The organism is Pradoshia sp. Z4_20 (assembly GCF_058216035.1).
In genome coordinates, this window is the sequence record NZ_JBZAJD010000010.1 from 40,596 (window position 1) to 61,876 (window position 21,281).

General features: G+C 36.8%; 20 protein-coding genes and 1 riboswitch. Of the genes, 7 read left to right on the forward strand and 13 right to left on the reverse strand.

What is annotated here, in order from left to right; translation table 11 throughout:
- Positions 1 to 12: 12 nt before the first annotated feature.
- Both AC4BHP_RS16935 and cls read right to left on the reverse strand, forming a co-directional pair.
- On the reverse strand, positions 13 to 2,775 hold the full coding sequence (locus tag AC4BHP_RS16935) for an ATP-binding protein (protein WP_490553477.1): 2,763 nt from the start codon (positions 2,773 to 2,775) through the stop codon (positions 13 to 15).
- Positions 2,776 to 2,934: 159 nt separating this feature from the next.
- Entirely contained in the window at positions 2,935 to 4,389 is a 1,455-nt protein-coding gene (gene cls, locus AC4BHP_RS16940) for a cardiolipin synthase (protein ID WP_066107992.1), read from the reverse strand.
- 281 nt (positions 4,390 to 4,670) lie between these two features.
- Between cls and AC4BHP_RS16945 the strand changes: the two genes are divergently transcribed.
- Positions 4,671 to 4,904 (forward strand): hypothetical protein, encoded by a 234-nt coding sequence (locus tag AC4BHP_RS16945; RefSeq protein WP_066107998.1) that lies wholly within the window; start codon positions 4,671 to 4,673, stop codon positions 4,902 to 4,904.
- Positions 4,905 to 4,967: 63 nt separating this feature from the next.
- On the forward strand, positions 4,968 to 5,135 hold the full coding sequence (locus AC4BHP_RS16950) for a hypothetical protein (protein WP_175354307.1): 168 nt from the start codon (positions 4,968 to 4,970) through the stop codon (positions 5,133 to 5,135).
- A gap of 34 nt (positions 5,136 to 5,169) precedes the next feature.
- Here AC4BHP_RS16950 and AC4BHP_RS16955 read toward each other — a convergent pair whose 3' ends face one another.
- The 3 genes from AC4BHP_RS16955 to AC4BHP_RS16965 form a co-directional block, all read right to left on the reverse strand.
- On the reverse strand, positions 5,170 to 5,892 hold the full coding sequence (locus tag AC4BHP_RS16955) for an amino acid ABC transporter ATP-binding protein (RefSeq protein WP_148631073.1): 723 nt from the start codon (positions 5,890 to 5,892) through the stop codon (positions 5,170 to 5,172).
- A complete protein-coding gene (locus AC4BHP_RS16960; RefSeq protein ID WP_066108002.1) occupies positions 5,889 to 6,545 on the reverse strand; it encodes an amino acid ABC transporter permease in 657 nt (218 codons plus the stop codon). The genes AC4BHP_RS16955 and AC4BHP_RS16960 overlap by 4 nt, the downstream gene beginning before the upstream one ends.
- A 71-nt stretch (positions 6,546 to 6,616) precedes the next feature.
- Positions 6,617 to 7,435 (reverse strand): basic amino acid ABC transporter substrate-binding protein, encoded by an 819-nt coding sequence (locus tag AC4BHP_RS16965; protein ID WP_490553481.1) that lies wholly within the window; start codon positions 7,433 to 7,435, stop codon positions 6,617 to 6,619.
- Between the two features lie 247 nt (positions 7,436 to 7,682).
- Here AC4BHP_RS16965 and AC4BHP_RS16970 point away from each other — a divergent pair, with 247 nt between their 5' ends.
- On the forward strand, positions 7,683 to 8,537 hold the full coding sequence (locus tag AC4BHP_RS16970) for an STAS domain-containing protein (protein WP_490553482.1): 855 nt from the start codon (positions 7,683 to 7,685) through the stop codon (positions 8,535 to 8,537).
- Between the two features lie 199 nt (positions 8,538 to 8,736).
- Positions 8,737 to 9,801 carry an AI-2E family transporter gene (locus AC4BHP_RS16975; protein ID WP_066108011.1) on the forward strand — a complete coding sequence of 355 codons (1,065 nt, stop codon included), beginning with the start codon at positions 8,737 to 8,739 and terminating at the stop codon, positions 9,799 to 9,801.
- Positions 9,802 to 9,868: 67 nt separating this feature from the next.
- Here AC4BHP_RS16975 and AC4BHP_RS16980 read toward each other — a convergent pair whose 3' ends face one another.
- Complete coding sequence (locus AC4BHP_RS16980) at positions 9,869 to 12,628, reverse strand: GTP-binding protein (RefSeq protein WP_139892676.1); 2,760 nt, start codon at positions 12,626 to 12,628, stop codon at positions 9,869 to 9,871.
- 325 nt (positions 12,629 to 12,953) lie between these two features.
- The gene (gene nadE, locus AC4BHP_RS16985) at positions 12,954 to 13,772 is read right to left on the reverse strand and encodes an NAD(+) synthase (RefSeq protein ID WP_066108014.1); all 819 of its coding nucleotides are present in this window, start codon (positions 13,770 to 13,772) and stop codon (positions 12,954 to 12,956) included.
- Between the two features lie 374 nt (positions 13,773 to 14,146).
- Between nadE and AC4BHP_RS16990 the strand changes: the two genes are divergently transcribed.
- From AC4BHP_RS16990 to AC4BHP_RS17000, 3 genes are all read left to right on the forward strand, one after another.
- Entirely contained in the window at positions 14,147 to 14,677 is a 531-nt protein-coding gene (locus AC4BHP_RS16990) for a DoxX family membrane protein (RefSeq protein ID WP_066108017.1), read from the forward strand.
- Between the two features lie 167 nt (positions 14,678 to 14,844).
- Positions 14,845 to 14,889, forward strand: a riboswitch (PreQ1 riboswitch).
- Between the two features lie 7 nt (positions 14,890 to 14,896).
- On the forward strand, positions 14,897 to 15,382 hold the full coding sequence (locus AC4BHP_RS16995) for a QueT transporter family protein (protein WP_066108019.1): 486 nt from the start codon (positions 14,897 to 14,899) through the stop codon (positions 15,380 to 15,382).
- 156 nt (positions 15,383 to 15,538) lie between these two features.
- Positions 15,539 to 15,973: a ferritin-like domain-containing protein gene (locus AC4BHP_RS17000; protein ID WP_066108023.1), complete on the forward strand. Its 435-nt coding sequence runs from the start codon at positions 15,539 to 15,541 to the stop codon at positions 15,971 to 15,973.
- An 81-nt stretch (positions 15,974 to 16,054) separates the two neighbouring features.
- Here the strand turns inward: AC4BHP_RS17000 and AC4BHP_RS17005 are convergent, their stop codons facing one another.
- The 6 genes from AC4BHP_RS17005 to AC4BHP_RS17030 form a co-directional block, all read right to left on the reverse strand.
- A complete protein-coding gene (locus AC4BHP_RS17005; RefSeq protein WP_066108026.1) occupies positions 16,055 to 16,762 on the reverse strand; it encodes a hypothetical protein in 708 nt (235 codons plus the stop codon).
- Between the two features lie 181 nt (positions 16,763 to 16,943).
- Positions 16,944 to 17,744 (reverse strand): DUF368 domain-containing protein, encoded by an 801-nt coding sequence (locus tag AC4BHP_RS17010; protein WP_066108029.1) that lies wholly within the window; start codon positions 17,742 to 17,744, stop codon positions 16,944 to 16,946.
- A gap of 226 nt (positions 17,745 to 17,970) precedes the next feature.
- Entirely contained in the window at positions 17,971 to 18,951 is a 981-nt protein-coding gene (locus tag AC4BHP_RS17015; RefSeq protein WP_490553486.1) for a quinone oxidoreductase family protein, read from the reverse strand.
- Positions 18,952 to 18,970: 19 nt separating this feature from the next.
- Positions 18,971 to 19,780, reverse strand: coding sequence for an enoyl-CoA hydratase/isomerase family protein (locus tag AC4BHP_RS17020; protein ID WP_490553488.1), 810 nt, complete (start codon positions 19,778 to 19,780; stop codon positions 18,971 to 18,973).
- On the reverse strand, positions 19,765 to 20,532 hold the full coding sequence (locus AC4BHP_RS17025) for an SDR family NAD(P)-dependent oxidoreductase (RefSeq protein WP_490553490.1): 768 nt from the start codon (positions 20,530 to 20,532) through the stop codon (positions 19,765 to 19,767). Before AC4BHP_RS17025 ends, AC4BHP_RS17020 begins: the two co-directional genes overlap by 16 nt.
- 1 nt (position 20,533) lies before the next feature.
- Complete coding sequence (locus AC4BHP_RS17030) at positions 20,534 to 21,280, reverse strand: 2-phosphosulfolactate phosphatase (RefSeq protein WP_139892678.1); 747 nt, start codon at positions 21,278 to 21,280, stop codon at positions 20,534 to 20,536.
- Between the last annotated feature and the right edge of the window lies 1 nt (position 21,281).

A 21,281-nucleotide genomic window follows, 5' to 3' on the forward strand; every position in this document is an offset into this window, starting at 1 on the left:
GCTCCCTTCTTCCTATTTCGTTAACCAAACAGACATCACTGAATATAGCTGTTCTAAATTGATTGGTTTGCTGATATAGTCTGTTGCACCAGCTTCCAAACATTTTTCTCGATCTCCCTTCATTGCTTTAGCTGTTAATGCAATGATAGGAATCGATGTAAATTCAGGATTTGCACGTATATGTCTCATCGTATCATAACCGTCGAGTTCAGGCATCATAATGTCCATAAGAATCATATCTAAATCATCTTGCTCCTTAATGATTTCAAGACATTCGATTCCATTTTGGGCAACAATGATTTGAACACCTTTACTTTCCAGGGCTTTTTGTAGAGCAAATATATTACGATGGTCATCATCCGTGATTAATACCTTTTTCCCATTAAAGACATCCAAAATTAATAATTCTTCTTCCTCAGGATCTATTACTTCTTTTTGAACAGCAATTTGCTCCATTACATCATTTGCAATTGGCAAATGAATAATGTCATCGTTCACTTTACTGTTCTTATTAGTCATTCCATCCGGCAGATTCGGCAAGTACACAGTAAATGTACTTCCCTTGCCCTCTTCACTTTCTAGAGTTACATATCCGCCAAGTAACTTTGTAAATTCTCGGCAAATCGATAATCCTAATCCAGTTCCGCCATACTTACGGGCTGTTGCTCCATCTGCTTGCTGGAAGGCCTCAAAAATAATTTGTTGTTTATCATCTGCAATACCAGGACCTGTATCGGTTACAACAATTTTCATCCAGAAGTCGGTTTCCGTAATACCATCAAGAAGTTCTTTCTCTCGAGTATTTCTCACTTTTTCCATCTTCATAGTAACCGAACCTTTTTCCGTAAACTTCACAGCGTTGGATAATAAATTCTTTAGTATTTGTTGCATTCTTTGTTCATCCGTATAAAAAATGGAAGGCAGGTCATCTTCTTTTCCAATAACCAGTTCCAGACCTTTTTGTTCTGCCTGAGGAGAAAAGACTCGTTCTAAGCTCTCAATAACCTCACAAACATTGGTTTCATTAAAGAAGACTTCCAGCTTACCAGCCTCAATTTTAGATAAATCCAAAATATCATTAATGAGTGCCATTAAATCATTACCTGATGTATGGATCACTTTTGCAAATTCTCTTTCATCCTCTGTATATTCACCAGGCTCTTTATCGACCAGCATTTCAGATAATATTAAAATACTATTCAGAGGCGTTCTCAATTCATGAGACATATTCGCAAGAAACTCAGATTTGTATTTTGAACTTTGAAGGAGCTGTTCATTTTTAACCTCAAGCTCCTCTTTAGAAATCTCAAGTTCCCTCGATTTCTGCTCTGCTTCCTGATTGCGTTCTTCTAATTGTTCATTAATCATACGTAATTCTTCTGATTGCATCTGAAGTTCTTCAGATTGTGTTTGTAATTCTTCTGCCTGAACCTGTAATTCTTCTGTCATCGCCTGTGATTCATTTAGTAATTGTTCCACTTCCATCCGGCTCAGTACACTCTTAATAGCCATACCAAGATTATCAAGCATATGATTAATCGTTTTTAATTCTAAATCAGTAAAGCCTTTAATACTTGCAAATTCCAAAACAGCAATAACTTTATTCTCGTATAATACTGGAGCAATGACAATAGATTTCGGTTTAATTTCTCCAAGCCCTGTTGTAATAAGTTTATAATCTCCCGGAACATCATCAAGTAATACAACTTCTTTATTAGCAACCGCCTGGCCGATTACGCCTTCTCCAAAACTAAATCCATCACGTCCTCCGTCACCATAAGAGGCAGCCTTATAAAAATGGTCATCCTCAGTTTCACTTTTTAAATAAAAAGCACCCAGTTCTGCTCCCATGATTGGAGTAATTTTATTAATGAATTCATCTGCAAGCTGTCCAACTTTAAAGATACCCTGATACATCTCCGCAACTTCGGCAACTTGTGTTTGCACCCAGCTTTGATTCTCAATTTCCTGAGTATATTCTTTTTCGTTTCTACTAAATGTCTCCAATGAAGCTGACATCCTATTAAAAGCAGATGCAATTCGGCCAATTTCATCCTCTACTTTTACTTCAATCCTCGGCATAGTCGTGGTATCACTTAGATCGACATTAGTGATCACCTTTGTAATTCTATTTAATTCCCGTGAAGAGGTCATGATTACCCAATAAGCCAAAAATAACGTTAGAACAATTGTAACAATTAGAGAACTGATAATAATCGTCTGCATTTGTTCATATTTACCGTCGGCACGCACCAGTGCGTCATCCATAAGGTTTTCTTGAAAATCAACGAAATTTGCAATGACAGCAAGTACATTATCACTTGCTTTATCTTTTTCTGCCCTTACGACATCATAGTTTGATACCCCTTTTTGCATATCAGTGATTAATTGTGTTTCTAGCTTTGTATAGTTCTCATATGATGCACGGAACTCCGCCAACAAGGCCTCGCCTTTTTCCGTATTAGCAATGCTTTCTAATTTTCTAAAACGGTCTTCGATATATATATGATTTTGATCTATTGTTTCAGAGGCTGCGCTCAATTCTTCTTTACTTGGAGTACGCGAATCCTGTCCCAATAAATTAAGAGTACGCTCCGATTCCGCAAAATTTCTTTGAATATCATTAATATAACTAACCTTTTGGTAGCGATCATCCACTATTTCAAGTAAATCTTCTCTAGAGCTGCTCAATCTACCGTCAATTATGACCATCAATATAATTATAATCACTAGTATTGAGCCAAAACCCACTAAATTTTTTTGCTTAAATGTCATGTGTGTACCCCTCCCCCTGTTCCAAACTCTCTACTATCTATTAATAAGGAGTATGATTAGAATGTTTTAAAAAACATACCAATATTATACTGCATTACCATAACAAAAAGACACTAACTCGCCCTAGTGTCTTTAAAAACAGTACATATTTACTTCTATTCATAAAACTGGAGACAATAATCTGGATAAAGACTCTTTAAACCGAATTAAAAGGGAACGATTATTATAAATTTCTGATGTAAGTTCATGGCTCTGTTTTAAATCATCTGCAAATGTATCCCTTAGGCGAACAGCTGTGTCTGCATGATATATAATTGCATTCACTTCAAAATTCAATCGAAAACTGCGTACATCTATATTGGCTGTTCCAACAGTTGCCAATCGATCATCTATCACCATAGTTTTCGCATGCAAGAACCCATTCTCATATAAAAACACCTTTGCACCAGCCTTTAATAATTCTCCAACGTATGAATAAGTGGCCCAATAAACAAATAAATGATCTGGTTTATTTGGTATCATTACTCTGACGTCCACCCCTGACATGGATGCAATCCTGATGGCGTCCAACAAACTGTCATCCGGTATAAAATAAGGCGTCTGCAGATATATATACTCTTTTGCATCCAAAATCATACGTATATAGCTTTTTTTAATTTGTTCCCTCTCAGAATCAGGCCCAGAGGTAACAATTTGAAGCCCAACCCCTTTTTCGTTGTGTTGCTTGCTATATTTAAAGTAATCTTCCGTCCATTCCATTTTATCTCCTGAAGCCTGAGCCCAATCGAGCATAAAACGAGACTGTAAATCATTCACAGCGTCTCCGATGATCCGTAAATGGGTATCTCTCCAATAACCAAACTTCGGATCAAGTCCTAAATACTCTTCACCTACATTGAATCCACCAAGATATCCTACTTTCCTGTCAATGATGACAAGCTTCCGATGGTTTCGGAAGTTGATTCTGAGATTAATAAGCGGTAATTTCCCAGGAAAGAACGCTTCTGCATTTCCGCCAGCTTCTCTTAATTTCTTTATTCGCTTTTTAGAGATTCTCCTGGAACCGGCGTCGTCATAAATCAGCCGTATCTCTACACCTTCTTTAGCCTTTTCAATCAACGCATCCAGAAGCCTGTTTCCATATGTATCGTTTTGGATAATGTAATATAAAACATGAATATGTTTTTTGGCACTAGCAATATCCTGAAATAAGGCATTGAATTTTTCCTTGCCATCTGTGAAAATTTCAACTTCATTATCATTGGTATATACAGCATGGTCTGTTTTCATATTCATTAAAATTAAATCCTTATACCTCTGTGTAATAGAAGTATTAAATGGTTCTTCCATATTTTTCATGTGCTCTTTTTGTTCAGCGATACGCTGCTCTAAGTAATCATAGCCCCGTTTATCCCATGTGAATATTTTCCTTTTACTTAAATTCTGCCCTAGAACAATATACAGAATAAAGCCTCCAATTGGAAAAAAGCTCAAAACCATTAACCACGCCCATGAAGCGCTGACATTACGCCTTTCTAAAAAGGTTATAGTAATAGCAAATATCAAATTGATTGCTATTAAAAATTGCCATACATAGCTATCAGTTATTCCCATTCATCTACAACTCCAACCGAAACATTATCTAACCTAATATAAATATTATAACGATAAAGTATTAAAAAACCTACTGAACTATATCAATTATCAAAAGGCAACCTAATTTTGAAGGTTGCCTTTCGCTTCTGAATATTTATCCAATAATATGCCAATAATCTGAGGTTATTATTCAGTTAATGGCATTAAATAACAACCTTGACTACTCCATAAAATTGTATGAATAAAAGAAGTTTAGGGAACTTATAGAATGAATACACAAAAAGAAGGGAATGTTCCTATTGCCCAGAAACAGTGATCAAATCCACGTTAACCCAGAACCAAATCCAGATGGCAGACAGGAATCCATCATAAATGATTCTAAAGCTACTAAAATGGGAGTTGTCACCGGCAGCCTGCAGCCCGGATTTAACCAAAGTCAAAACCCTTACCATGTGAGCAATAAAGATGAAACACCAGAATCAATGGAAGAATTCGAAAAATTAACCAAGGGTAGAAAGTTGGATGAGTTCTAATCTTGATGTTATGGCTTATTGGGGATATTATAAAGGAAATCCATTTAAGGAGTTCATTATAATATGTCTAAAAAAGTAAGTCTTCAAGAAGCGATTAAACAAAAACTTGCTTCTAAGCAACAATCAAATCAAGCCGGCAGCCATGTAAACGGACCTGTCAAAAAAACAAAAGAATTGCAAAGCCAACTGACAAAGAAACCAAACAACCAACGTAAACGTACAGGTGTATAACGACTCAGGGACTGCTATTGCAGTCCCTTTTTCATTATAAAACTTTACTCAAAAACAGCTTTGTTCGATTGTGCTGCGGATTTTCAAATAAACTGGTCGGTTCATTTTCTTCAACGATATATCCATCATCCATAAAAACAACCCGATCTCCCACCTCACGCGCAAATCCCATTTCGTGTGTAACAACCACCATTGTCATTCCTTCGTGCGCAAGCTCTTTCATAACCTCAAGGACCTCTCCAACCATTTCCGGATCAAGTGCTGAAGTTGGTTCATCGAATAACATGATTTCCGGCTCCATTGCCAATGCACGTGCAATGGCGACCCTTTGTTTCTGACCACCTGACAATGAATCTGGATAAGCATTTTCCTTATCTAATAGACCTACCTTTCGAAGGAGCTCCAAACAATGTTTTTTTGCTTCTTCATCAGGAACCTTTTTCACCTTGGTAGGTGCCAGCATTAGATTTTCCAGTACCGTTTTATGAGGAAACAAATTGAAATGTTGAAATACCATTCCTGTTTTGGTTCGTACCTTATTAATATCAATTTTTTTATCGGCAAGATCTACTCCATTTATAATGACATGTCCGTCCGTTATTTGCTCCAGTAAATTTAAACAACGAAGAAAGGTGGATTTCCCTGAACCAGAGGGACCTATCACTACTACAACTTCCTGAGGTTCAATCCTAATAGATATATCTTTTAATACCTCATTGGATCCAAAGTTTTTTTTCAAATTCCTAACATCTATCATTTTGTCTCCATCCTTCTTTCCAATCGATTTAATAACAAGCTAAGAGAAAGCGTAAGGATGAGATAAATCACAGCGGATGTTAAATAAGGCTCCCACACCCGATAATATTCAGTCGCCATAGCTCTACCCCAATACGTTAATTCTGGAGCTGCGATAACAGCGGCTATAGATGACTCCTTAATCAATACAATAAACTCATTACCCAGAGGCGGAATAATGCGCTTAAATGCTTGTGGTAAAATAACGTACCTCATAGCCTGTCCATGAGACATCCCAAGCGACCTGGCTCCCTCCATTTGTCCCGAATCAATCGACTGAATGCCTCCTCGAAATATCTCAGCTATGTATGCAGCTGAATTTAATGAGAGGGCAAGAATAGTTGCGAGTATGGCATTTGTCTCTCCTGTCAATGCTGGTACAACACCAAAGTGAACTAATAGGAGTTGGACAAATATTGGAGTCCCACGAAAAAAAGCAATATAGCAATTTAGGGGAATAGATAACCATTTCCTTTTGGTCAATCTACCAAGACCGATTAATAACCCAAGAATCGAACCTATTAAAATACCAGCTATTGAGAGTCCAATTGTATATAGTGTTCCTTTCATTAACAATGGAGCATAAATTTCAATAATATCCCACCTGAAATCCACATCTGTTCCCCCTTAGACAAAGATTGCGTAGCACAGCAACACCTGTGATACGCAGTCCTCTCACACCTTTATTATTTCGATTGCTGAGCTTTTAATGTTTCAAGATCTGGATCGACTCCAAACCATTTTTTATAGATCTCAGTATATGTTCCATTTTCTAAAATTTCGTTTAAAGCTTTATCTACGACAGCCTTATCTTTACTGTCCTTCGGAAACATTAAACCGTAGTATTCATTGTCAAATGCATTCGGGTCCTTTACTACCACAAACTTATCCTTAGGATTATTTTTAGCGTATTCCTCGACAACGCCATTATCAGCTACAACAGCTTTTGCACCGCCTTTTTTCATATCCATAATCGCCAGTACAGTTGTTTCAAACTTCTTGATGTCTTTATTATTTTTGCCTACTACCTTTTCAACCGCAAATTGACCTGTCGTACCAGCCTGAACAGCAATTTTCTTCCCTTTTAAATCCTGTGCAGATTTAATATCGCTGCCTTCTGGGACAAGAATTTTATTGGTTGATAAAAAATATGGAACAGAGAAATCATATGTTTTTTTCCGTTCATCATTTATTGAGATCGCTGACATCCCAAACGCTGCCCTTTTGTTTTTAATCTCGACAAATAATGGATCCCATCCTACATGTTCAATATTCACTTTAAAACCGGCTTCCTTCGCCACAGCATTCACAATATCAACGTCAAAACCAACCAATTTACCTTCCTTCTGGAATTCAAATGGTGAATATGCCGCATCAGTCACGACTCTCAACGTCTTATCTGTACCGCCTTCACCGCCGGCACTCTCTTCCTCTTTCGAACCGCAAGCTGCAATGACAGTAATAATAGCTATCATAATAAACATAAATAATGATTTCTTTTTCAAAATGACGCCCCCTCTTGTTTTCTGTTTTAAATATTCAGAAAAGTCTATGAATAACATTATAAGGTTGCTTACAAGAATACGCAATTTAATTTTGATTTTTTTGTATTTTATGACACTAAAAGTCAAAACTACAAATTCCTTTAAAATAAACCATGTTTTTCTTCCAAAAATAGTAATTAATTAATTGTGTTTTTCTCATAATACACGCAAAATATTGAATATAGAATGGTAAAGAAAAGAGGTCATTATGGAAACTAAATCAAAAGCCTTATATGATTATTTGATTACTCATTCAGATGAAATAATTGAAGATTGGTATTCACTAATGCCGAAGAGTACTGAAGCAGATTATTCTCTTAACGGATCTATCCATACAATTAATGCATTAAAGAAGCAGTTTAAAGAATATTTGTTTTTAATAGCAAACAGCTTGTTTCAATCAGAAGAAGAGAGAGATTATATAATAAAAGAACGCACATTATCTATTGCAGAGGTACGCCTTGAATCCGGTACACCTCTAAGTAATTCTATTAATGCTGCCGGGCTTTTAAGAAGAGTTATATGGAAATACACAAAAAACTTTATCGACATGACCAGCTTGGATATTACCTTTAGAGATATTTTTTTCTGGGAGGAAAAGTTTAATTCTACAATAGATCAACTTACACATAGCTATACAGAAAACTATACAAACATATTGATAAAGCGAATCCACTCACAATCCAACCTAATCAATGAGTTAAGTTCTCCTGTGATTAAATTGACTGAAAATATCGGATTATTGCCGATAGTGGGTGATATTGATTCCACCAGGGCCAGAGCTATAAATGAAAGTACACTTCAGCAAAGTGCAGACAATCAAATCTCCACATTAATTATTGATTTATCCGGGGTTTTTATCGTTGATACTTTGGTAGCACACCGCCTTTTTCAAATGATAGAAGCACTCAAATTAATCGGTGTAGAGGTAATCATGACAGGAATTCGTGCCGAGGTGGCACAAACAAGCATACAGCTTGGAATTGATTTTTCATGTATCCAAACAGAAAGCAGCGTAAATCAGGCATTTACTAAATTAGGTATTATAATTAAAGAACAATAATTTGTCATCATCGATGATGAAAGGTTCACCAAATTAATATATTAGAATATTAAACAGCGATTATCACTTTATTATTATGATAATCGCTGTTTGTTTTCTCAGGTTATGCGGTGCCATTTATTTACCTGACATTGGAGTATAACTAAACCAATTAAGGGTATAGATGTGAAGACATTAATTTAACATTTGGGGGTGCTCTATGTGGTTTAATAAACCTTTTTATAAATATGCAACCGGCACTATTTTAATACTAATCATTATCTATTTATTAGGGAAGATTGATTACTTTATATGGCCTTTTCAAAAACTGATTATAACCATCTTTTTTCCGATTTTAATAGCTGGGCTTTTATATTATATATTGAGGCCGGTCGTTCATTTTTTGAGTAAGTATATGCCGATTACTATCAGTATACTTCTCATTTATGCAGTAATCGGCGGAATGGGTTATGCTACTGTCCATTTCTTGGGGCCCGTCATTGTTTCTCAGAGCGAAGAACTCATCGATAAAATACCGGACAGAATAGAAACAATCACATCCCAGTCAAAGGAAATTATAAATGAGAATGCCGCCTCAACCTATTTTTCCGTAGACAAGCTCACTCAATACGGGAAAGAATATGCGGATAGTTTTCCTAAAGTATTATCCGATCATGCTGTAACCATATTTTCGACAGTTACGAGCATAGTCACTGTACTTTTAATTGTTCCCTTTATTGTTTTTTATTTTCTTAAGGATGGGCATAAACTCAGACCCTTTTTATTAAAGCATATCCCTGCTAATGTAGAGGACGAGGGCAACAGAATTTTAATGGATGTTGATAAAACCTTATCCACTTATATCGTCGGTCAATTTATCGTTGCAATAGTCGATGGCATCCTTATGTATATTGGATATCTAATTATTGGGCTTGAGAACGCATTAATTTTAGCTATTTTTGCAACTTTACTGACCGTTGTACCTTTCCTTGGACCGTTCCTTGGAACCATCCCTGCGATTATATCAGGTCTATTAATCAGCCCATTTACAGCCTTTAAAGTTCTGATATTATTAGTCATTGTCCAGCAGCTTGAGGGTCATCTCGTTACACCTCAGGTAATGGGAAAACGTTTGGATATCCACCCGCTGACGGTCATATTATTGCTGCTTGTAGCGGGTTCCTTATACGGATTTATAGGAATTCTCATAGCTATACCTACTTATTCAGTAGTAAAGGTTATTGTTAAAAATTTCATTAAATTCTATAAACTGCGAACATCTTAAAGCTCCTAAACTTCACATAAAAAAGGTGATTCAGGATGGCTTAACCACCATCCTGAATCACCTTTTTTTACCTTGAAATAGTTTGAACTTCTTTTTGACCAATTAAAATCCATTCGTATTGTCGTAATCGCAATTCGTATAGCTTTAATGGGTCACGATACAATTCTGGCTGAGAACGCATCTTCTCAAGTACGCCATTATGTTCAGCAATTTTCTCATTCGTATCTGACATTGCACCATTCATTACTTCTGTCGGATCTGCAAAGAACATTGAAACATCTCGAGTAATCGATTTTTCAAACATATCAAATTGCAGCAGGAATTTATCTGCAATCAATTGAGCAACCTCTGTATAATCCTGTGTTTCAATCAACGTTGTATATTTATTGTACATAACACTTTTATTCGCAATCGATCCGAATAACATGCCTGCACTCTTCAATAATAATTGTTGCGGTGTGTGGCGAAGCAGTATATTAATGGTCTCCATTTGTACACCGCTCGTCATTCGGTTTGCATCCCTGCGCCAGTCATCCAGCACTCTGAAATCACATTCCATTTTCATTCGTTCTTCCTGATAAATGGCATTGAAGCCTTCAGCCATTTCTTTTAAATAAGCCTGACTCTCTTTTAACTCTACTTCCGCTTCGGTAATCCAATCCTTTAAGGAATAAAAATACTTAGGCAAAATCGTATTCTCCAGGTATTCCTGAATCCGTACATTCATTTTCTCATTTAAGTCTATATGAATCTTGCGGAAATCACTGTCCTCTGTAATTAAATCTTTGCTGGCTCGGAGAATTTTAGGTACCGCCGCCTCCACATCAAGGCGAATGGCTTCCTTCCTTTGTTTAAACGTCTTACGCAACAATACTGCTTTTTCTTTCTCCAAATCCTCCATCTGATTCTTCGCACCATTTAGTTTTGCTAAAAGGTCCTCATTCCAATGAATGGATTCAATCAAGCTTTCTTCCCTTTCCAATCGTTGGTCCAGCAAGCTTGATATAGTCTCACGTACAAAGTGAAGCAGCTTAGCAGTACGAGCGCTTTCCTTATATTTGCTTGTTAGATTCATTTTAATAAATTCAGCAAAATCTGAAAGCTGCCTATTGCTTCTATAATGAGCAGAATGAGCAAAAATTGTAGCATTTGGCAGGTAAGGACTGATTCTGGACCAAGCTTCATCCACTATACGAATAGCCTCCTGATCATTGTGAACAAGATCCATTTTATTTAATAAGAAATGAATTGGCAGATCTGGCACTTGTTCATGAAGGGCCATAACAATTTCGCGTTCTTTGTTTGTAAATGGATCATTTACATCTAATACAAGTAAAAGACCATCTGCCATATTCAAATAACGGCGTACTTCCTGGATTTTATTATTTGCAATACTGAATCCGGGAGTATCGATGATTGCTATTTGATTTTCGGCCAAGAATTGACTCGGAAGATGGTATTCAATGATACTTGGCTTGTTATCAACAAAGTTTCTGTTTGAAACCTTATCTTCAAGTTCCTCTAAATTTAGTGGATTAATCGAAGAGTCTGTCACTTCCATTATGCTTTCTTCTTCGGCATTTTTAAACATGATAGCCGATGAAGTTGGTTTATCAAATAACTCTTCTCCTAAAATAGAATGAATTAAGGCAGATTTACCGCTACCGCTAGTTCCGGCAATCATAATATGCTGTACATTTACATCTAATAATTCATCAATAATCCATTTTTGTCTTTCGCTGACAGATAAATTATTTTGATTTGCCCATTGATCAATTTCCTCAAATAATCGAACGCTATCCTCCAAGCCATTCCGGTTATTTTCAGCCTGCATTAATACTCTCTCTGCATGATCAATATCTATTTGACCTATCATACCAGGAAAATTATCGTTCCATGCCAATATAGCAGAAGAAGCTAAAAGAGCATGCTTCCTATCTGTTATGCGAATCCAGTTACGTAATAAACTTGGTAATAAGCCCTTTAATGTTTTTAATAATTTATGTCCATTAATTAATTCGAAGTAACCCTCTTTAAATAAGAAAGATAAATCTGACCATGGTTCGGGATGAACAAGTTCCAGATCCTGCAGTAAATCATTAAATCCCTGAACCCATTGCAAATATGCCGGTTCGCCCTTATAGCTGTTCCAAAGAGATACTGCAAGTTGTTCAAATTGACCGCTATCTATGGAATAGAGCTTATGTAATACTTGGTAAAAATAGCCAGGTTCCATATTTTTCGTTACACCCTGATCAATATAGGACTGCAGAACATCATACCAAAGCAATGACTCCGTACGGATGGATTCATTTACTGCAAGTTCAACTGCACTATTCCAATCACGTTGCTCTTCAAAGAATGAACGTGCTATTTCTGTTACTTGAGAGTCATCTGGATTCAACTTAACTACCTTTTTAATCGTTTTATCAGCCAGTTCAGTTTTATCCAATTTCGTATATAGAGCAAATAATTGCAATCCAACTTCGGTATTCAATATAATCGAGTCTGATTCGATAGATTTATATAGCTCTTCAGCGTTTTTATACATAGCCATTGCAAAGTAAGCATCCGCCATATTCTTTATAGCCCAAGGCGCCAGGTCATTGCTAACCTTTTCCCATTTAAAAATGGATGTCTCATAGTCTTTATAATGGAAATAAAGCTCTCCCTGAGCAAATCTAAGCGTTGATAGCTCAGGCAATTCCTTTTGTTGTTCTGCCAAAAATTCTTCACTTATTATAAGCAACGGATTCGCCGCATTATCGTTTGTTAATAAGGTTTTATATAAGGACTTTTCAATCAAGTTATTTTCATTATTCATCATACGACCCCTCCCTGGTTCTCTCACACAAATTTGTTCAATAGAATAGTTTATAACTTATATAGTGTAATAAAATTTGATTGCAAAACGGTTTCGGTAAAGTTTCATCTTCAATACAATATGATAGCAAAATGGAACATTTGTCATATTTGAAATAAATATATTAATAGATTATATCCTATACCCTCAGAAAATTAACTAAAACAATTCGTGTTTTTTATTCTCCAATTAATTATACCAGTATATCGTTATCTTAATCACGATTCATTTCACCTTACAATAGAATAAGCCCATGATTATGAAAATCACAGGCTTACTTTTTGGTTAGTTATTTCCACCAATTATCGTGAATGGATGCAGGCATTTGACGTTTGTGTTCTGTTTTTAAATATTGTTTTTCAATTTTTAATGCAGCTTCAGCATCGACTTTACGGCCTTCCAAATAGTCGTCAATCGTATCATATTTTAAGCCAAGCTCTGTTTCATCAGCTTGCTGCGGTTTATTATCCAGCAAATCGGCAGTCGGCTCTTTCATATAAAGTCTTTCCTCAGCTCCCAATTCTTTAAGCAATTCTCTGCCCTGGCGCTTAGAGAGACCCGATAAAGGAAGAACATCAGCTCCGCCGTCTCCATATTTTGTATAAAAACCTGTCACTGCCTCAGCAGCATGGTCTGTACCTATTACCAGAAGTCCATTTTGTCCACCAATGGCATATTGCGCAATCATACGAAGCCTTGCTTTCACATTCCCTTTATTAAAATCGGTTAATGCTTCATTAGTTGCTTCTTTGTATTGATCTGTAATGACATCGACAGTAGACTTGACATTAAAAGTAATACTTTCATCTGGTTTAATAAATTGCAGAGCACGCTGAGCATCATCTTCATCTTGCTGTACTCCATATGGAAGTCTGACAGCAATAAATTTAGCCGCAACCCCTTCCTCACGCAGTTCTTCCACAGCCATCTGAGCCAGACGTCCTGCCAATGTAGAATCCTGACCGCCACTGATTCCTAGAACAAATCCTTTTGCTCCGCTCTTCTTTAAGTAACTTTTTAGGAACCCAACTCTGTCTTTGATTTCTTCTTTAGGGTTTATTTCCGGTTTAACATGTAATGCTTCAATAATAACTGATTGTAAGCTCATTCCCATTCCTCCTTCAAACACCTATACTATTATTTTCCTTAAATGTTCTCTTTCTAACCTTTTATCATTAAATATATTTTACTCTTATATATAAATTTTTAAATAGCTCATTTAATTAAGAGTGTTATTTTTCATTCTAATACAACACTAATTGGTTCATTATGTAAAAGTTTGTGAAGGAACGAACAATATCACGTTTGTAAAGTTGTTTTTAGTATTAACTTAAAAGGTTCACATATTTTTGTACAAAAAAAGAAACACAGGGATAATGCACCACATTATCAAGCATATGGTATATAAATAAGGTATAGAAAGTTACTGGAACTAAAAACCGCGGATTAGAGCCAGTTAAATCCATATGGGAGTGATTTAAAATGATGAATTGGTTACGAACTAATAAATATGCCTCCGGACTATTATTGATTATAAGACTGTATCTTGGTTATGAATGGATGATTCATGGATTTGAGAAAATTAAAGGCGGAGCATTTGATGCATCCGGATTCCTTGGAAATATTGTTGCTAATCCTGTAACTGGGCCAGACGGAGGGGCACTGTATCCGATTTATGGTTCATTCATTGAAAAATTTGCGATTCCTAACGTAGGGTTAATCAACATCTTAATTCCATGGGGAGAATTTCTAGTTGGGCTTGGGTTACTGCTTGGTGTCTTAACAACTACAGCTGCCTTCTTTGGATTATTAATGAATTTTATGTTTTTATTTGGCGGAACAGTATCTACTAACCCGCTCTACATCATACTGGGAATGGTTATTCTTGTAGCAGGTGCAAATGCCGGCCGATTCGGTGGAGACTATTACGTTCTTCCCTGGATTCGTAAAACTATCTTCAAAAAGGATGACATAAAACCAATCAATACAAAAAAATTAACTCCAAGTCGTTAAACTAACGATTAAATAAGAGACGACGCCGAGATTTCTCTCGGCGTCTTTTATTGATTTATGCCAGTCGATCATAACTATACGATGATGTTTCGAACATGATGCAACTACAATTCTTTGTTGACTAGGCATCTTATTATGCTTATGATTATTTGGTGTCTTCGGAAATACTAAACGTGGTTCGTAACCATCCCACGATAAAAAACTAAGGGAGAGAAAAAAATGAATATTAGAACGCTTGCTGTAAATGGAGTTTTGGCAGCCTTATATATTGCTGTCACTATAATCGTACAGCCAATCGCATTTTCGAACATTCAGTTTCGAGTACCTGAAATGTTCAATCACTTGATTGTATTTAATAAAAAATACATGTATGGGATTGTGATAGGAGTATTTATCTCTAACCTCTTTTTCTCATCAATGGGTGCATATGATTTAATATTTGGTGTTGGCCAATCCATACTAGCATTAACAATCACCATTCTAACCTTCCGATTTGTCCGCAATATTTGGGCAAGGATGGCTATTAATACATTCGTTTTTACTTTTACCATGTTCTTAATTGCTATAGAGTTAAATATTGTTTTGAAACTTCCTTTCTGGTTTGCATGGGCAACAACCGCAGCTGGAGAATTAGCAGTCATGACAATTGGTGCTCCAATTATGTATGCTCTCAATAAACGTATTAATTTCTCAAAATTAATCTGACTTAATAATCCAAGCTTGGTCCTTTATCGGATCAGGCTTTTTATTATGTAAAAATATTCCCTGAACATTTCAAAATCCTGCCACAAAAAAAATGCTTAATATGTAGTAAAGTAGGGTACATTTGAATTATAGAATATAGAAGGAGTGGATTATAGAATGGAAAAAAAATTAAAAGAATTAATAGATGGTTTAAATGAAGATCTAGCAAACGAATATGCTGCATCAATCATGTATTCTAGCTATGCGGCAATGGTTTCTGGTTTATACAGACAAACACTGAAACCTTTCTTTGAAGGTGAAATAGCCGATGAACAGGGACATGCTTTATATCTTGCAGAAAAAATCAGTACATTGGGTGGAACACCAACTGTAACACCAGCAGAAGTTAAACAAACCACTGATGTTAAGGTAATGCTTGAATCTGCCTATCAGGCAGAAAAAGATACAATAGATCGCTACGAAACACGCAAGAAACAAGCTGAGGAATTAGGCTTAACTGAATTAGTTGTTAAACTAGAAGATCTTATCTCCGATGAAACAGGCCATATGGAAGAGATTGGCCGCATTCTTAGTGACTCCAGATTTGATTAATTCTTAACAATCTGCAACATGTTTAACACAGGGATAGAACCGTGATTCTGACAAGCAGAATTACGGTTCTTTTTATAGCTATTACTTCGGTAATGGGATTTCAAATTCTGTCTTTTTACCATTAAATAAATCTTTACCTTCACTGTTTAGGAATGGCCCAAACTCCAATTTTAAATTTCGTGTAATTAAGAACAAATCCTTGTCTATTAAAAAGACATGAAGCTTTTCACTAGATGTTCCGGCAGCAATTTCTCCTTGTTGGCTCGGCTCCAGATTTGTTTCTGGCAGATAGGTTATTTGATTATCGTTCCCTCTTAAAAAAGAACGAATGGATTTAAATATTAATGGTTGTTTGAAATTGTTCACAAGCTTTATTTTCATGGTAAGTATGATACGGTCTCTTTCATTTAAATTTTTGAACTTTGATTTAGTTTCCTCTGATGGGGTTATCTCAGCATACTGTATACCTTCTAACGTAATGATTACGTCCTCAATATTTTTAGTGTCATACATTTTTAAATTTTCATATAGTATCTTTTTCACACCCATATTGCCAGAAGTAAATCGATCTTGATACACCTCAGAGGATACAGATGGCTCTTCTCCTTTTGATGCCACGCCATTTTTTGTTTCTTTATCTTCGGTACCTTCTTTATTATCCGTACTTACATCTTCTGTAGTTTGATTCTTTTTATTATCCTTATTTATCGTCTCTTCTTTTTCGCTTCCACATGCTGATACTCCTATAATAAGACATGCCAAAAATATAAACCTCAGTCCCTTTTGCACGATTCAACCTCCAATACTTTTTATTGTAAAATTGTAGTTAATCTATACATTTGCTTATGTCTTAATATTCTAAGCATAAACGCCCTTTTCCTATCTATCCCACATAATTGTTTTAACAGTGCAGTCGAAACAAAATAAAAAAGGATTGTCCGAGACAATCCTTTTACTTTCTAGTCAATTATTACTTCGTAAAAATTTTCGTTACCAAAAGACCTGCCACAAAAGTTATACAACATAGCAGTATAGTACCTATTCCTGTTGGCAATCCAGGAACGATTACAAATATAGATCCAATAATCAACCCCATTATGACTGCAAACGTCATATGTGGATATGCCCTCAGTAAAAAGCTGATTGCTTTACTGCTCACAATAAAACCAACCACTGCTCCAGCCCCTACAAGTATAATAATTGTAAAGTTTAAATCTGATAAAGCAGAAATAACAGTTGAATAAACACCGAGCAACAATAATATAAACGAGCCACTAATACCTGGAAGCAGCATAGCCATACTTGCAAGCCAGCCGGAAAAGAATAATCCAAGCCCAGATAAAAGCGTTACATCAGATATAACAACAGATTCATTCGGCTTCAGGAAACCTAGTGCTGCCATCATGATCGCGACCAAAACGACAACCACAAAATGCTTTCCTGTAAAGTGTTTTTTCACCTCTGCCTGTCTTATAATAAATGGCAGTACACCGATGATTAACCCTACAAAAAAGAATTGTGTCGGTTCATGATGATGCTCTAGCAAATAATCAATCAATCGGCTAAACGTCAGTATAGTAAACCCCATACCGATTGCCAGTGGCAATAAAAAGCCCAGATACCTTCTCCAATCACGGCTAAAAAAGCCACTGATTGATAATAATAAGCGATCATAAATACCTAATATAAACGCTATGGTTCCTCCACTTACACCGGGAATTAAATCACTGATTCCCATTAACATACCACGATATATGTTTTTCCATTCCATTATCTTCAGTCCTTATTTTTTTATTTCACTATAATAGTTTACAAAATAAGAACTAGTAAAAACAATGGCACATAATACAAATTTAATGATGTTTCTTTATTCCATTAAAATGGATATAAGATAATATCAATATAACAATATCAAATAATGTCACATTTATACTTACTCTTATTATAATAAAAAACAAGCATGCTAGAACTGCATGCTTTGCGAGAATATCATCACCTTAACGACGAACCTGGAGTATTACCTTTCCTGTTGTTTTCCTCGATTGCAGTAGCTCATGTACTTTCGCTGCTTCCTCAATCGGATGGACTTCACCTATTATTAATTTTAATTTTCCCTCTTCTAGGAATGAAAAAAGATCACGCATGCTCGGCAACAGCAATTCTGGTTTTCTCATAATTTGCGGAAGAAAGAATCCAATGACCGACTGGTTTCTCGCCATTAAGGATGAGGGGTGCATCACGGCCTGTTCTCCGCTTGCGACACCATATATCACCAATCTCCCGAACGTAGCTAAGCATTTCAGTGTCTCCTTAAAAACATCACCGCCAGCCATTTCGAGCGCCACATTAACTCCACGGCCGTTTGTCGCTTCCAGCACGTCTTTATACCAACCCTCTTTTGTATAGTTGATACATACATCAGCTCCCAGAGAACGTGCAAGCTCCAGCTTTTCTTCCGTGCTGGCAGTTGCAATTACCTTACCGGCGCCCATTAATTTAGCCAATTGGACTGCTAAAGTCCCAACTCCTCCAGCTGCTGCATGAACGAGAACGGTTTCACCCTCTTGCAATTGCCCCATTGTTTTTAAAATATGGTAGGCACTCAAACCTTGAAGTGGGAGGGCGACCGCTTCTTTTAAATCCAGTTCTTCTTTCAGGAGAATTACGGACCGAGCCTCTGCAACAGCATACTCAGCATATCCTCCAGATTCAATCAGCGTGACCACTCTTGCTCCAATGTTTACGTTTGTCACTTCTGAGCCAGTTTCGACTACACCCCCGGCAACTTCTGCTCCTGGCACAAAAGGAAGTTTGGTTGGTACAACATATTGGCCTTCGCGTCTGGCAGTATCTGCATAATTCACACCAACTACATGTATTTCAATTAATACTTCATATGGACCAGGTTTCGGCCTATCTAATTCGACCATTTTTAATACTTCTGGTCCTCCGTACTCAGTAAATTGAATGGCTTTCATAATACATACTCCCTTTCTCTTATTTGCCGGTAAACTGCGGCTTTCTTTTTTCTTTAAATGCAGATACACCTTCTTGATGATCCTCCGTGGCTATCATCATCGTTTGAGTGATACGTTCTCTCTCTAGGACATCTTCGAGAGTAGCCGTAAAAGAATAATCAATCAGTTTTTTCATTTGCCCATATGCTTTTCCTGGACCATGGGATAACATAGTCGCATATTGAATCGCCTCATCACGCAAAGCTTCCAAAGGTACAAGTTTATTAATAACCCCAAGTTCATATAAACGTTCTGCTGGTATAGGTTCAGCTGAAAAGAAAAATTGTTTCGCCAAATGCGGACCAACTAAGCGTGGAAGAAAATAGGAACCTCCTGCATCCGAAATAAGGCCAACCTGTGAAAAACTTAAAACGAACTTACTTCCCTCAGCGGCCACAATCAAATCGGAGGCTAGCGCCAAATTAAAAGCGGCCCCTGCCGCAAAACCATGTACCGCAGCAATAATAGGAGTTTCAATCTCCTTCATCGTTAAAATACATTCATTTATGACTCCTAAATACTCGTAGGTAGTAGCTGCTGATTTGGTTCCCATCGTTTTTACATCTCCGCCGGCACTAAACGCCCGGCCTGCTCCGTTTAAAATAACTACTTTCACATTAGGATTTTTATCAGCTTTTTTTAATTCATTAATTAGTCCTGTTATCATTTCCGGGCTAAAAGCATTCAAGCTTTCAGGTCTATTTAATGTTAATACTAAAACTGAACCTATCTCTTTTATTAATAAGTGTTCCATCATCCATCTCCCTTTCTCTTTTACGTGATCATCCATCCCCCATCGACCAGTACATCTGTACCAGTCATGTATGAAGCTTCACTCGATGCTAAAAAGGCAATAACATTGGCTATTTCCTCACTGGTTCCTACTCTTTTCAATGCTGTGTTGCGTTCTATTGATTTCACAAACCGTTCATTCGTTAAAGACCATTCTGTCAACGGTGTTTCAACAAATCCAGGTGATACGGAGTTTGCACGGATACCATATGGTGCCATTTCAAAAGCAAGTGCCTTCGTAAAATTCAACACAGCTGCTTTTGCAGAACTATAATGAGGTATATGAGCAGCAGCTTTATGGCCTGATAGACTCGCTATATTAACAAATGCCCTATTACCTCCACGGTTAGCTTGCTCCATCATAAACTTTCCAAGTATTTTTGAAACCAAAAACACACTCTTCAAATTCACTTCCTGAACGATATCCCAAGCCTCTACGGCCGTATCCATTATTTTTGATTGCACTGAACCACCTGCATTATTGATGACCACATGCAAGTCCATAAAATGATCCTCAATAAAATCTAACAACGCGGTTACTTCCTCTTCTTTCGTAACGTCGGCCGCAAAACAGGTTGCCTGGATATGATGGCTTTGATTATTAATTTCATCAACAACACTTTCAAGCTTTTCTAAGGTTCTTCCAACTAGAATGACATTTGCTCCTTCTTTAGCCAAACGCAGAGCTGTAGCCTTTCCTATCCCGCTGCCACCGCCAGTGATCACGGCAACTTGCTCATGAAATCGCATCCTATACCTCCTTTTTTACCGTTAATATAACGCGATTATTTTTAAACACAGGAACAATCTCATAACATCCACTTGTACTTGATAACAGAAGATCTTCCTTTAATCCGTATTTGGTTAATAGCAATCCAACTCTGGATGCCGCCAGAACTGAGTATGAATTAGATGAATGGCTGTCATAAAAAGCCAATGCAGCTTTTCCAGCGTCATTCAGCTCAATCCCTTGATTGGTTCTGCAGGTTATATTTGCAATTAAATGGCCGGCACCATAGAAATCCTCTAGGCTGAATTCTCCTGAATTTCCTGAACAAATCACGACAATAGTTTCATCCTTGCTATCATTCAGTATCGCCTGTGCCACGGCAGCATTATTAAGCAAGGAGGATATATACACTAGATTTGCATATGCCGCTTTATGTAGAGCCACTGTGCCGTTAGTAGTTGAAAGAATCAAGGTTTTACCATGGATACGCGTGCTAATTTTAACCGGTCCTGGATAAAAAAATCCATCGATTGGTTCTGCATGTAATTCCCCAGCCATCAAGGCTTGTCCGTTCTCAAATTGTCTGCTTACTTTAATAGCTTCGTCCTGATTTAGAACGGGAATAACCTCTGTTGCTCCATTCTGCAAAGCTGTTACAATCGTGGTTGTGGCCAGGAGAATATCTAGTACAACAGCTATCTTGTTGCCTGAGGCCAGTTTTTCTGGTGATATATCTTCCTTGGTCAGCAGGACATGAACTTTCAGCATC